Genomic DNA, 12,466 nt, shown 5'->3' on the forward strand with positions numbered 1-12,466 from the left:
CCACCGATGTGGCGCATCCACCTGGAAAGAACGTGTGATGTCCGCTTCCCTGTCTTCCCCTGTCCGCCGCCGCACACTCGCAGCCGTCGGCACCGTCGCCGCACTCGCTCTGACGCTGGCGGCCTGCGGCTCCTCCGACGGATCCAAGGGCGACGGCTCGTCCATGCCCGGCATGGACCACGGATCCGGTAGCTCCTCCGCGCCGGCCACTCCCGGCAGTGCGTTCAACGACGCGGACGTGAAGTTCGCGCAGCAGATGATCCCGCACCACCAGCAGGCCGTCGAGATGGCGGAGCTGGCCGACGGCCGCGCCGCCGACCCCGAGATCAAGGAGCTGGCCGCCGCGATCGAGAAGGCCCAGGACCCCGAAATCAACACCATGAAGGGCTGGCTGACTTCGTGGGGCAAGCCGCTTCCCTCGGCCTCGCCCTCGATGGGTGACATGCCCGGCATGGACCATGGATCGGACGGTTCGGGAATGCCCGGGATGATGTCCGACAAGGACATGAGCGACCTTGAGGCCGCCAAGGGCAAGGACTTCGACAAGAAGTTCGCCCAGCTCATGATCGGCCACCACGAGGGCGCGGTCACGATGGCCGAGGATGAGCAGAAGAACGGCAGCAACGCCGACGCGAAGAAGCTCGCCGACGCCGTCATCACGGCTCAGACCGCCGAGATCGAGCAGATGAACAAGATCATCTCCAGGCTCTGACCCTGGCAGGGGGTGCGGGCCTTCGTCATGCCGAAGGCCCGCACCCCCTCTCGTGGTCTATCCGGTCGGCCTTACGCGGCCGCTCAGCCGGCTTCCGGTGCTGCGAGCAGGTCGCCCACCTCCTCCGCGGTGGTGTCCCGGAGCTCCTCCGCGAGGAGCAGCCAGCGGGTGATGCCGACCGACTCGAGGAACGGCAGGTCGTGGCTGGCGATCAGCAGCGCACCTTCGTAGGACTCAAGTGCGCTGGTCAGCTGTCGCACGCTGGCGATGTCGAGGTTGTTGGTCGGCTCGTCCAGCATCAGCAGCTGCGGGGCCGGTGCGGCGAGCATCGTCGCCGCGAGCGCGGCACGGAAGCGCTCTCCGCCCGAGAGCGTGCCCGCCGGCTGCTCCGCGCGTTTCCCCTGGAACAGGAAGCGCGCGAGCTGGGAGCGGATGTGGTTGTCGGTGACCCCGGGAGCCATACGGGCCACGTTCGCCGCGACGCTCAGCTCCTCGTCCAGCACATCCAGCCGCTGCGGAAGGAACCGCAGCGGTACGAACGTCCTGGCCTCGCCGGACAGCGGAGCCAACTCGCCGGTGAGGGTGCGCAGCAGCGTCGTCTTGCCCGCGCCGTTGCGTCCGACGAGCGCGATCCGTTCGGGCCCGTGCACATGGAGGTTGCCCTCGTGCAGCCTGCCGAACCGGGGGCGCAGCTCGTGCAGGCTCAGTACGGTGCGGCCGGTGGGAACGGCGGTGTGGGGAAGGCTCACGCGGATCTCGGCATCGTCACGGATCGCGTCCGCGGCCTCCTCGCGGCGTTCGCGCGCCTCATTGAGACGCTCCTCATGGACGCCGCGAAGCTTGCCCGCCGACTCCTGCGCGGACCGCTTCCGGCGGCCGGCAAGGATTTTCGGGAGCCCGCCCTCGGCCTCCATCTTCCTGCCGTGGCGCTGACGGCGGGCCAGCTTCACGTGGGTCTCCTCCAGTTCGCGTTTCTGCCGGCGTACGTCCGCCTCGGCTGCCCGCAACATCCGTCCGGCGGCCTCCTGTTCGGTGGCCAGGGCTTCTTCGTAGGCGGACCAGCCGCCCCCGTACCAGCTCACGGATCCGGAGCGCAGTTCGGCGATGCGGTCCACGCGCTCCAGCAGTTCGAGGTCGTGGCTGACCACGACCAGGACACCCGAGCGCCAGGAGTCGACGGCTTCGTAGAGCCTTCGGCGCGCGAACACATCGAGGTTGTTGGTCGGCTCGTCCAGAAGGAGGACGTCGGGACGCTCCAGCAGCAGTGCGGCCAGGCGCAGCAGGACCGTCTCCCCTCCGGACAACTGGCCAATGGTGCGGTCCAGTTCGACGCTGTCGAGTCCGAGTGAGCCCAGTGTCGCAAGGGCACGTTCCTCGACGTCCCAGTCGTCACCGATCGTCTCGAAGTGCTTCTCGTCCACATCCCCGGCTTCGATGGCGCGCAGCGCGTCGCGCCGCTCGGCGATGCCCAGGGCCTCGTCCACACGCAGTGACGTGTCGAGGGTGATGTTCTGAGGGAGGTGGGCGAGGCTGCCGGCGACGGCCACCGAGCCCTGGGAGGGGCGCAGTTGGCCGGCCAGCAGTCGCAGCAGTGTGGACTTGCCCGCGCCGTTGGTGCCGACGAGCCCGGTGCGGCCCCGGCCGATGCTGAGAGAGAGTCCGTCGAAGACGGTGGTGCCGTCCGGCCATTGGAAGGACAGGGCGGAGCAGGTGAGAGAGGCGCTGGGGGCGGTGGGTGTCGCCATGGTGATCCTCGCAGTCGCAAGCGCGGTGAATGGGGGCTTCGTATGCGAGCACCACGCAGCGACCGAACCGAAAGGGAGGTGCGGCGGTCCGGAAGATCGAGGGACGGCTCATGCACCGAGGTCGCATCCACGCGGGGTCACGGGCAGGACAGAACACTGCTACTGCGTGACGGGCGTACGGCTGAAGCCGTACGGCGCGATGATCGCGAACCTCAGATGCGCAACGTCCACCTCTATCGGAGACAACAGAACCGTTCAAAACGATAACGACCCGGAGGGCGAAAGGCAAAGCCTCGGTGCCGTGCGGGGGAGTGGGACGAGCGGCCCGCGTGCCGGGACGCCGGACACCGGAGGTCATGGAGCCCTGTCGGGTGCGGCCGGCCCGAGAAGCACCCAGATCCCCACGGGTATGTCCCAGTATGGGCGATTTATTTAGAAGTGATCTCTTGGTTAATAAAGAGGCATTTAAGGAGAGTTGTGACCTTCGAGTGCTGACCGAATTGCACCGTTTGTTCGCTCCGTGGCGTGAGTCACGTTCAGAGCTCAAGATGCCGTGACGCGCGGCCCGGTTCCCTTCTGCGTAAGGAAATTTGGCTTCACGGTGTGAGGTGGATTACTGCCGATTCCATGATTCGATCTTGCAAATGAATTGTGATCCAAAAATGGGGGCTTGTTCCTTTTGGTGTTTCTCGCCTACGGTCACCGTCAATCCGGACGGAACGCCGAATCCTGCCGCCGTCCGGCAATCCGACCACTCATGTACGGCAGGAGCGGGGAACCCAGGTAAGCCGCCGGTCCGGTATCCGGAACGGCTCGGGGTGAAGCCGCATTCGCTTGCGGCCAGACATCTCCAGTCTGAACCCGACAGCTCACCTCGTAGGCGACGGAGAGGAATTCGCTATGTCCACAACGGGTAACCACCGTCGTCGTAAGTCCACTTCGCTGACCCGCGGTCTCATAGCCGCGACCACGGGTGGAGCCGCTCTCGTGCTTCCGCTGATCGGCGCCGGCTTTGCCTCGGCCGCACCGGCACAGACTGTCACCGCCGAAAAGGCTGCGGCGTCAACCGTCGCCACCGTCAAGGAAAAGGCCGCGCCCACCATCTATTCCGTGATCGCGGGCGACACCCTTTCCAAGATCGCAAAGGGATATTCCCTCAGCGGTGGCTGGCAGAAGCTGTACGAGGACAATCGAGAGACCATCGGCGCCAACCCCGCACTGATTCGCCCGGGCACGAAGCTGACAATCGGCGCCCAGGCCGAGGCCAAGACTGCCGCAACTGCCACTGCCGCAACTGCTGCTGCCGCACCGGCCGCGCAGCCCGCGACGTACACGAACGACCTGGACGGCTGGATCAAGGAGTCGCTGGCCGTCATGGCCCAGAACGGCATCCCCGGCAGCTACGACGGCATCCACCGCAACATCATGCGCGAGTCCTCCGGCAACCCCCGGGCCATCAACAACTGGGACTCGAACGCCGCCAAGGGCACGCCGTCCAAGGGCCTCCTCCAGATCATCGACCCGACGTTCCTTGCCTACCACGTGCCCGGTACGTCGATGGACAGCTACGACCCGGTCGCCAACATCACCGCATCGTGCAACTACGCCGCCGACAAGTACGGCTCCATCGACAACGTGTTCGGGGCCTACTGATCCGCAGCAGCGCCGATGGCGGTTCAGAACCGATGGGTGGCGAGGGGCCGAACAGGCCCCTCGGAAGGGACCACACCCGCCGGTCCGGGACCGCCTTTCGGCTGCTCACCCGCGTGGGCGGCACACGGAGGCGACGCTACGTGGCGCGTCGGCGGGAGCCGGGAACGGTCACATGGCCGGCGAGCCAGGAGAGCAAGGGCTCCAGCTCCTCCGCCGCTGCGACTACGGCATCGACCAGCGCCGACGTGTGCTGTGCGCAGTCCCCGCCGAGGGGACGGGCAGCCGAGACCGAGCGGTACCGGAGCAGGTCGGCACGGGGATGACCGGCGTCATGACCGCGTGGCATGCGCTTCATGGTGTCCCCGGTGATCTCATACCCCTGCGCCCCCAACGCCTCGATGGCACACACCAGCTCGGGTCCACTGTCCTGCGCGGCGACGGCCGTACGGAACAACGGGACCTGCCCGGGGTCCGGGTACGTCCAGCCCCCCTTGATCCGGAGCCCGTCGAGGTCGAAGCGCAGACCGATCTCGACATTGCGCGCGATCCTGATCACCGCCACTTGGTGCTGCCACCACCACGGGTCCTTGCGGAACCCCCAGACGGAGAAGTCCTCGTACGCCTGGTCCGCGTCCGCCACATCGTTCAGCAACGCGATCATGGGCTGCCGGACGAGGCGCTCCCGGTCCCTTCGGCGCTTCTCACGCGCTTCTTGCGAAGGTATGCCCTCCAACTGCAGAAGCAGCTCGAATGCTTGCTCTGTCCAGCCACTGAACGCTCTGCTCACGCAAGGGATCCTAGTGATCCGGGACATTGAGGGCGGGCGCGCACCGTTTCCGAAGCCGTTCCCTGCTCGCCGGACCGCAGTGCCCGGCGCGCCCCCGTCGACGTAACCCTTACTCCTGGGCGCTCTCCGTCGGCTGCTCCGGCTTCTGGAGCGGAGGCCTCGGAACCGTGGCCGCTGCTCCCTCCCGGACGGACTCCACCACCGCCTCGTGAAGGCGCCGGCTGTCGTCCTCCGAGCAGCACGGCACAGGACTGCCCGACATGGTGAACCAGTCGATCGCACCCGTGTACTGCACAGTGATCTGGGCCGTGTCATCGGCCCAGGTCGTGTGAACGGTCAGGTCTCCGGACAGGACGCCGACCTCGTCCGTGAGCACGCCACCGTGCCCGGAGAACACACCGCGAGTCGTCCATGACGCCCAAGCCATGTCTCCAGGCTGGCATCAAGACCGTGGATGCGCGACCCGCGGCGATCCGCGCATCGCGGCGCTCGAAACGCCCGCACCCTTCCGGAATCTGGAATGGGCGAAACTTTGCATCGGATCCTGCTGCGGTTCCCGCACCCGCCGATCCCCAGAGAATGACGCACTCTTAACGCCAAATCGTCAGATCTGCTCGCCGAAACAACGAATTCCGAAGGTTAACAGCTCTTGACCTGCGGAACTCGTCAGGATTGCATGTCGCGCTGGGAGCGACGAAACCACTCACCACGTCCTCGTCTGGAGGCGATACCGCTCCCGCGCTCAGATACCGCACCTGTTGATCGGAATCGCACGATGACCGAAACGCTCAGCGCTCCCCAGGCGCTCGCCCCAGCGACCGGCCCCACTCCACAGAAGCTCAAGCGTTCCATCGGCGTCGTGGGCGGAACACTGCTCACGCTCTCCTGCGTGACGCCCGCTTCGACACTCTTCGTCGTCGTACCGGACCTGTTCTCCAGCCTCGGCACGTACACCGCCCTCACCATCGCCATCGGCTCGCTGCTCTGTATCGGGGTCGCCTTCTGTTACTCGGAGCTGGGCACCCTCATACCGAGCGCGGGAGGTGAGTACGCCATGGTGTCGACCATGGCGGGACGGCTGGCCGGGTGGCTCGTCTTCGTGCTCTCCCTGCTGGTCGTGATGATCGTGCCGCCGGTCATCGCCATGGGGACGGCCGACTACCTCGCTCCCGTCGTGCACATTCCGGCTCCCGTCGCGGGCGCCGGTGTCATGGTCCTCGCCACCCTCGCCGGTCTCCTGGACCTGCGTGCCAACGCGTGGATCACCGGGATCTTCCTCGTCCTCGAAGTGATCGCGGCGGGCGTCGTCGCCGTTCTCGGGTTCGCGCACTCCGAGCGCGGGGCCTCCGCGCTGGTGCACGGATCGGTCGCCTCGTCGGGCGGCACGACCTCCACGGTCACCGCGATGATGGTGGTCTCCGGGCTGGCGATCGCGCTCTTCATCACCCAGGGCTTCTCCACGGCCGTCTACCTCTCGGAGGAGCTGGAGAACCCGCGGCGCAACGTGGCCCGCACCGTGCTCGCCACCCTCGCCATCTCCACGGCGGTCATCCTCGTCCCGGTCATCGCCATCACGCTGGGCGCCCCGGACCTCGCGGCCCTGACCTCGGGCGATCTCAACACCATGGTCGCCGCCTGGTCCAACTCGGCCGTCGGCACGTTCGTCAGCCTCTGCGTCGCCCTCGCGATCATCAACGCGGGCATCGTCATGGTCATCCAGAACTCACGGGTCCTGTTCGCCTCCGCCCGTGACAAGGCGTGGCCCGAGCCGATCAACAACGCCCTGTCCCGACTCGGCCGGTTCGGCTCCCCGTGGGTGGCGACCCTGGTCGTCGGCATCCCCGGCGCGGCGCTCTGCTTCGTCAACCTCGACACCCTGTACGGCGTCACCGGCGTCTCCGTCACCGGCATGTACCTGCTGGTCGCGGTCGCCGCCCTGCTCTGCCGCCGCGGCACGCACCGCGAGGCACCGGCCTGGCGCATGCCGCTGTGGCCTGCGATCCCCGTGCTGCTCATCGCCGTGCTCGCGTACATCCTGACCCAGCAGGAGACCGAGTACCTGCTGTGGACCGGCGGGATCACAGCGGTCGCCACGCTCTACTGGGCGCTGTATCTGCGGCCCCGCCGCGAGACCCGCTGGCTGGTCAGCATTCCGGAGGACGTGCAGTCCTGACCGCTGGATGACCAGGGACGGCGACCCGCGTCCCGCACTCTGTCCGGACCGCCCCGCCGTCACCCCGGATAGGCCGGGGCGACGGCGGAGGTCATCAGCCGGCGGGCCTTACCGGTGCCGTCGGCCGGGACGGTCCACAGGTCCGAGCCGTAGTCGCCGGGGAGGGCGTAGACGAGAGTGGAGTCATCCGCCCACACCGCCTGGTCGTCGATGTTGCGCTGCTCGGCGGTCGCGGTCTGCGACATGCGTCGCAGGTCGAGCACGTACAGCCGCCACGGGGCGTCGGGCGAGGCTCCCGGGACGCGCTTCTTGTAGGCGATGCGGGTACCGTCCGGCGACAGCGAAGGGCATTCGACGTTCCCGTGCAGGGTGGTGAGGGTGCGGGCGGTGACGTCGCCCCGGACGAGGTAGGTCCGGCCGTGGGTCGCCAGCGTGGCGTAGAAGCGGGTGTCGTCGGCGAAGGTGACACCCCAGATGTTGATGTCCGAGGCGCGGTAGGGCCTGCCGTCCTTGGTGACGGTGTACGTCTCCAGGTTGTCGTCGATCGCCCAGGTGCGGGTGTCGACGATGGCGGTGCGGGTGGAGAAGTCGGTGCCCGCGTAGGAGTCCCCGCTGACGAAGACCGTCCAGGCGACCAGATGGCCGGACGGTGCGACCCGGGCGCGGGTGGGAATGCCGGCGGCCGGGAAGCGGTGCAGCGCGTGGAGGTGCGAGTCGAGTACGACGGCCCGGTAGGTGTCCTGAAGCGCGCCGTGCCGGGCCTGCAGGCAGATGCCGGTACCGGCGGCCGCGTGGAAGCGCAGGCACTTGACGCCGGACACGGTCCGCGCACCGTCCGGCCGGTCGGCAGGCACGGTGGCGATCTCGTCGCGGTGCGGGCCCCAGGCCAGGTTGCGTACCAGCAACTGACGCTCTCCGTCCGTTTGGAGCGAGACGGTACCGCTCCGGACGGGTGGACCACCCGCCTGCTCCCGGTCGCGTCTGTCGGACCGGTCCGCGGCATGCAGCACCGCCGCGGTCCCGGCTGTCCCGAGCAGCAGGACGGCGAGGAGCAGGATCACCAGGCGGCTGGTCCGGGTCATGTGGACACCTCGTCTGCGTCTTGGTCTGCATCACGGTCTGCGGCACATTTCGCGTCACGATCTGTGCCGCGGAGGACGATCGAGGCCGTCAAAGCACTCACGGCCAGCGCGGCGGCGATGACTGCGAGACTCGTCCGCCCGCCCCAGAGGCTCCAGGCGGAGCCGAACGCCAGTGAGCAGGCGAACCTTCCCAGGGCCTGGCCGGTGCCCACCAGTGCCTGCCCGGCTCCCTGGTGCTCCGCCGGGACGGCCCCGGCAGTGGCGGCGGCGAGCACCCCGTCGGTGGCGGCGTAGAAGGCGCCGTGCAACACCAGCACGGCGATCAGCACCGGGGTACCCCGCAGCGGGGCCAGCACCAGGCCGTACCCGAGCAGCAGGCTGCCGTGGCCCGCCAGGAACAGCCGACGGCGGCCGGTGCGGTCGGCGAGCGCGCCCATGGGTACGGCGAGCAGCAGGAAGGCGGCGGCCGTGCCGAGCGGGAGCAGCGGGAAGAGCTGGGCGGGCAGCCGCAGTTCGCGCTGGAGCAGCAGATAGAGGAACGAGTCGCTGACCGTGGTGAGGCCGAGCAGGGTGGCGCACAGGGTGAGCCTGCGCAGTCCGGGGCGGCGCAGCAGGGCGATCGAGTCGCGCAACGCGGGGCGGTCCCTGGACGGCAGGGTGTCCCCCGGCGCGGTCCGTCCGGGCACGAAGAGCACCAGCACAAGGACCCCGAGCGCGGCGACGCAGCCGCTGACCGCGAAGACCGCGTCGAAACCGTCGACGGCGGCCCGGAGAATCGCGAAGGCCGCCAGCGGTCCGAGCAGGGCGCCCGTGGTGTCCATGGCGCGGTGCACACCGAACGCCCGCCCCCGGTGCTCGGGCCGGCTGGCCAGCGAGATCATCGCGTCCCGGGGCGCGGTGCGCAGCCCCTTGCCGGTGCGGTCGACCGCGAGCACAGCGCTGATCACGGGAAGGCTGTGGGCGAACAGCAGCAGAGGCTTGCAGAGCGCGGACAGGCCGTAACCGATCCCTGCCACCGTCTTGTACCGGCGGCCACCCCGGTCGGCGAAGTGGCCGCCGGACAGCCGTACCAGGGCGCCGACGCCGTTGTTGATGCCGTCCAGCACACCGAAGCCGAGCGGCGACAGGCCGAGAATGGTGACCACGTACAGCGGCAGGACCGCGGTGACCATCTCCGAGGAGATGTCCGTGATCAGGCTGACCGCGCCGAGAGCCAGGACGGTGCCGGGCACCGCGGCCGGCCGCCGCCCCGGACGGGTGCCCGGGGCGGCGGCTTCGGTGCTGCGGGAGTCCGCGAGATACACGGGTGTCAGTTCCAGACGCCGGTGATGTCGGACGCCGAGGCGGCGTTGCCGGCGTGTGTCGTCAGGCCGGCCAGGTCCTCCAGGGTGCGGAGCACGTTGTAGTGGTTGTAGGTGGCACCGCTGGAGCTGCCGGGAGTTACGTGCTGACCGTAGAGGACGGTGGGGATGCGGTTGCCCGACAGCTTGTTGTCCTCGTCGAACGTGACGACCAGGACGCTGTTGTGGGTCTTGGCCCAGTCGGCATAGGCACCCAGCTTGTTCTTGATCCAGGTGTCACCGGTGGAGACCGAGCAGTCATGCATGTCGCTGCACAGGTTCGGCACGACGAACGAGACCTTGGGCAGAGTGGTGAAGTCGGTCGGGAACTGCGTCATGGTCTTCGCTGTGCTGGTCGGCACATTGGAGAAACCGAACCAGGGGTTGTGCTTCTGGGCGTAGTCACCGCTGCTGCAGACGGTCGAACCCTGGCTGGGCAGCGTCTCGTTGTAGCTGGCCCAGGTCTTTCCGGCGGCGATCAGCTCGGAGGCGAGATTGGGCGCGGACAGGGAACCGACGCCCACGCAACTGTCGTCGGTGCGGCCCTGGTTGGAGCCCGAGAACAGCATGTAGTAGTTCGGCTCGCTGGGGTGGGTGAGCCCGAAGGACTGGGTGAGGTCGGCGCCACCCGCCTTGAGCGTGTTGTTGATGTACGGGGCGCCGGAGCTGCCGATCACCTGGGTGTAGGCATGATTCTCCATCACCACGACCACCACATGATCGGGGGTCGGGAGGCCGGCGGCCTGTGCGGTGGAGCCGGTGGTGGCCCAGAGGCCGATCGAGGCGGCGGCGAGAGCCACGGCCCCGGCCAGCGCGGTGAGGGAGCGTCGGTTGCGGCTGGACGCCTGGACTGCGGTCATGACTGTCCTCCGGACAGAAGTGACGAGCACACGGGTGTGGGGCGCGGTAACCCTAGGAGCCACCGGGTGGACTCGGCCGCGTCCCGTGCATGAAGAGCAGGCGAACCTTTGCCCACCGGTCTGCGGCACAGAGGGCGGACCATGCTGCGCTTCCCAGGGGCCCGATCGCCTGACCGGGGACGCTCTGTCGGCCCGGCGACGGGGCCGGCACACCCATGGACCTTCAAGGTGGGATCAGGACATCGCCACATCGTCGGAACACGGGAGTCGGAGCGAGATGAGCGTCGAGCGGGTGGGAGTCGTTGTCCACCAGGGCCGTCCCGAGGCCGCTGTCGCGGCGCGAGTCGTACGCGACTGGTGTGCGGGCGAAGCCGTTCCGTGCACGGACATCGACGTGTGGCGCGACGACGCGCGTCGTCGCGGCGGACGGGAGGAGGCCGATGTCGCGGGCAACCCCGATCTCATCGTGACGCTCGGAGGCGACGGCACATTTCTGCGCGGCGCCAGGATCGCGGCCAAGAACCACGCTGCCGTCCTCGGGATCGACCTGGGCCGGGTCGGTTTCCTGACCGAGGTGCCAGCCGAGGACGTCGTCCGGGCGCTCGACGCCGTTCACCGCGGGCGGGCGGACGTCGAGGAGCGCATGACGCTGACGATGAGGGCCTCCCGCGTACTCGAAGTGCCCAAGGACATCGATGCCCTGATGGGCTACGGACGACGCCCGATGCTGCCGCCTCCCCATGTCGACCTGGAGGCGGAGGCCGCGGCGGAGGGCTGGGGCGTGGCGCTGGATGTCACGGCCCTCAATGACGTCGTCGTGGAGAAGCTCGCACGCGACCGGCAGGTGAGTCTCGGCGTCTATATCGGCGGCCGGCTCCTCGCCTCGTATTCGGCCGATGCGGTCATCATGGCCACCCCCACCGGGTCGACCGCCTACAGTTTCGCCGCAGGCGGTCCGGTGGTCTCACCACGCATGGACGCCGTCATCTTCACCCCCGTCGCAGCACACATGACCTTCAACCGCACAGTGGTCGCCGCACCGGACGAACCGATCGCGGTGCGGGTCCTGCCCCACTCGGGGCAGGGCGCGGTCACGATCGACGGCCAACTGCGTGGCGTACTGGATGCCGGAGACTGGATCGGGGTGTACGCGGCCCCGCATCGTCTGCGGGTCATCAGGCTCGGGCCACACAACTTCTACGGGCGGCTGCGCACGCGTCTGCGCCTCACGGACGCTCCGGCCACGGCCGCCGACGGGGAGAGCGCGCCCCTGTTCCGCCCCGACGACCCGGTTCCGCACGACCTGGCCCATCTCCATCTGTCCCCGGCGGACAGGGGCGAGGCAGCCGATGGCTGACCAAGCAGGGGAGAGCCGCAGGCCGAAGAACCGGAACGGCAGAACCGACATGTCGTTCGACAAAGGAGTTCACATGCCCAGCAGCGCCGATCTCCCAGCCGCCACCGGAGTGACGGTGCCCGACACCAAGCTGGCCGCCGAGGCCACCGAGCTGGTGCGCGACGCGACCGACGACCTGATCTACCACCACTCCCGCCGGGTCTACTTCTTCGGCGGCCTGCAGGGGCACAACAAGGGGCTGAGCTTCGATCCGGAGCTTCTCTACGTCGGAGCCATGTTCCATGACCTGGGGCTCAACGAGGAGTTCCGCGGCAGCGGGCGCCGGTTCGAGGTGGACAGCGCCGACGAGGCGCGGAGGTTTCTGCAGAGCCACGGCGTGCCGGAGGACAGCATCCGCCGTGTCTGGACGGCGATCGCGCTCCACACGACGCCGGGGATTCCACAGTTCATGGAGCCCGAGGTCGCGCTGGTGACTGCGGGGGTCGAGTACGACGTGCTCGGCATCGGGTACGCCGACATCAGCGACGCGGACCGTGCGTCGATCGTTGCCCTCCATCCCCGCTCCGACTTCAAGCAGAGCATTCTCCGGGCGTTCACCGAAGGCATCGAAGCCAAGCCGGACTCCACGTTCGGCAATGTGAAAGCCGATGTACTGGAGCGTTACGTACCCGGATTCAAGCGCGGCAACTTCGTGGACACCATCCTGGATTCCCCCTGGCCGGACTGAGCTCCCGCAGGGCACGCAAGCCGGTGGACG

The 12,466-nt window shown here is 68.3% G+C and carries 10 protein-coding genes, 2 pseudogenes and 1 riboswitch; of the genes and pseudogenes, 5 read left to right on the forward strand and 7 right to left on the reverse strand.

What is annotated here, in order from left to right:
* Positions 1-37 precede the first annotated feature (37 nt).
* Positions 38-712, forward strand: coding sequence for a DUF305 domain-containing protein (locus ACGFU7_RS25890; protein ID WP_393698666.1), 675 nt, complete (start codon positions 38-40; stop codon positions 710-712).
* 268 nt (positions 713-980) lie between these two features.
* Here the strand turns inward: ACGFU7_RS25890 and ACGFU7_RS25895 are convergent.
* A pseudogene (locus tag ACGFU7_RS25895) lies at positions 981-1,722 on the reverse strand (ATP-binding cassette domain-containing protein); the annotation flags it as partial.
* 120 nt (positions 1,723-1,842) lie between these two features.
* Positions 1,843-2,457 (reverse strand): annotated as a pseudogene (locus ACGFU7_RS25900) (ATP-binding cassette domain-containing protein); the annotation flags it as partial.
* A 710-nt stretch (positions 2,458-3,167) separates the two neighbouring features.
* A riboswitch (cyclic di-AMP (ydaO/yuaA leader) is annotated at positions 3,168-3,353 on the forward strand.
* Positions 3,354-3,357: 4 nt separating this feature from the next.
* Between ACGFU7_RS25900 and ACGFU7_RS25905 the strand changes: the two are divergent.
* Complete coding sequence (locus tag ACGFU7_RS25905) at positions 3,358-4,110, forward strand: transglycosylase SLT domain-containing protein (RefSeq protein WP_393698668.1); 753 nt, start codon at positions 3,358-3,360, stop codon at positions 4,108-4,110.
* Between the two features lie 136 nt (positions 4,111-4,246).
* On the opposite strand, the gene ACGFU7_RS25910 is transcribed toward ACGFU7_RS25905, so the two are convergent.
* Entirely contained in the window at positions 4,247-4,897 is a 651-nt protein-coding gene (locus tag ACGFU7_RS25910) for a DUF2461 family protein (RefSeq protein WP_393698670.1), read from the reverse strand.
* Between the two features lie 109 nt (positions 4,898-5,006).
* Positions 5,007-5,324, reverse strand: coding sequence for a hypothetical protein (locus ACGFU7_RS25915; protein ID WP_393698672.1), 318 nt, complete (start codon positions 5,322-5,324; stop codon positions 5,007-5,009).
* A gap of 348 nt (positions 5,325-5,672) precedes the next feature.
* Here ACGFU7_RS25915 and ACGFU7_RS25920 point away from each other — a divergent pair, with 348 nt between their 5' ends.
* On the forward strand, positions 5,673-7,070 hold the full coding sequence (locus ACGFU7_RS25920) for an APC family permease (RefSeq protein ID WP_393698674.1): 1,398 nt from the start codon (positions 5,673-5,675) through the stop codon (positions 7,068-7,070).
* Positions 7,071-7,129: 59 nt separating this feature from the next.
* Here the strand turns inward: ACGFU7_RS25920 and ACGFU7_RS25925 are convergent, their stop codons facing one another.
* From ACGFU7_RS25925 to ACGFU7_RS25935, 3 genes are read right to left on the reverse strand one after another with little or no spacing between them, the layout of a single operon-like run.
* Positions 7,130-8,152 (reverse strand): TolB family protein, encoded by a 1,023-nt coding sequence (locus ACGFU7_RS25925; protein ID WP_393698676.1) that lies wholly within the window; start codon positions 8,150-8,152, stop codon positions 7,130-7,132.
* Complete coding sequence (locus ACGFU7_RS25930) at positions 8,149-9,456, reverse strand: MFS transporter (RefSeq protein WP_393698677.1); 1,308 nt, start codon at positions 9,454-9,456, stop codon at positions 8,149-8,151. The genes ACGFU7_RS25925 and ACGFU7_RS25930 overlap by 4 nt, the downstream gene beginning before the upstream one ends.
* 5 nt (positions 9,457-9,461) lie before the next feature.
* Positions 9,462-10,352 (reverse strand): alkaline phosphatase family protein, encoded by an 891-nt coding sequence (locus ACGFU7_RS25935; RefSeq protein ID WP_393698679.1) that lies wholly within the window; start codon positions 10,350-10,352, stop codon positions 9,462-9,464.
* A 277-nt stretch (positions 10,353-10,629) separates the two neighbouring features.
* On the opposite strand from ACGFU7_RS25935, the gene ACGFU7_RS25940 reads away from it, so the two are divergent.
* Positions 10,630-11,709 (forward strand): NAD(+)/NADH kinase, encoded by a 1,080-nt coding sequence (locus ACGFU7_RS25940; protein WP_393698681.1) that lies wholly within the window; start codon positions 10,630-10,632, stop codon positions 11,707-11,709.
* Positions 11,710-11,782: 73 nt separating this feature from the next.
* Positions 11,783-12,436, forward strand: a complete 654-nt coding sequence (locus ACGFU7_RS25945) for an HD domain-containing protein (RefSeq protein WP_393698682.1) — start codon at positions 11,783-11,785, stop codon at positions 12,434-12,436.
* Positions 12,437-12,466: the final 30 nt, after the last annotated feature.

Origin of the sequence: Streptomyces sp. NPDC048473 (assembly GCF_043200155.1) — a bacterium.
GTDB lineage: Bacteria > Actinomycetota > Actinomycetes > Streptomycetales > Streptomycetaceae > Streptomyces.